Annotated in this window: 1 protein-coding gene; it reads left to right on the top strand. The window is 67.5% G+C overall.

What is annotated here, in order from left to right:
• Positions 1 to 384: 384 nt before the first annotated feature.
• A partial coding sequence (locus tag MKK64_RS00535) for a phage tail tip lysozyme (protein WP_243931750.1) occupies positions 385 to 710 on the top strand: 326 nt, incomplete at its 3' end.

The raw sequence follows: 710 nt of genomic DNA, 5'->3' as shown, positions 1-710 counted from the left end.
GACGCGATCAAGCGGTCGAAGGACGGGGCCGGGCCGAGCGGCGTATCCGCGATCCCGATGAGCTACAGCGGACCACTCGGCAACGCAGTCAGCTTGATCCAGAAGGCATCGTTTGGAGGCGGCGCCGGTATGGGCGGCGGCTCCGCGGGCCTTGGCGGCTTCGGCGGCCCGCTCCCGACGATGGGTGGTGGCTATGGCGGTGGCTCGGGCGGGGGAGGTGGTGGCACGGGGCACATCATTCCTCCGCCGCTCGGTAGAAGTGCTCCGGTCCTGTCCAGCTCCGTTGGCGGGAACACGGGGAGCTACACCGGGAACGACGGTCGCCGCGCCGCGCGTGGGCGGTTGAGCGCGCAGGGCCGAGACAACATCGCGTCGTGGATGGAGATGCTCCAGCGCCCCGTCTCCGAAGGCGGCCTCGGCATGCCGAAGGGGAAGGCCCAAGCGACGATAGCCATGATGCAGGGCGAGTCGGGGTTGAACCTAGATCCGAGTATCCCCGGCGACTCCGGTCACGCGCACGGCACCGCGCAGTGGTCGGATGCGCGGGGCAACCCGCGTTTCCCTCTCCTTCGGAAGTACGCCGCTTCCCAAGGTAAGGATTGGCGTGATCGTGGAGTTCAGCAGGAATATCTCCGCATGGAGATGCTGGGTCTGCCGGGAGCGGTAAGCCACAACAAAGCCTATCGCGCGATGATGGGTGCACCGAGCGA

Origin of the sequence: Methylobacterium sp. E-025, assembly GCF_022829705.1 — a bacterium.
Classification (GTDB): domain Bacteria; phylum Pseudomonadota; class Alphaproteobacteria; order Rhizobiales; family Beijerinckiaceae; genus Methylobacterium.
Note: the sequence above shows the minus strand (reverse complement) of the source record. Positions and strands in the feature narration are given on the sequence as shown.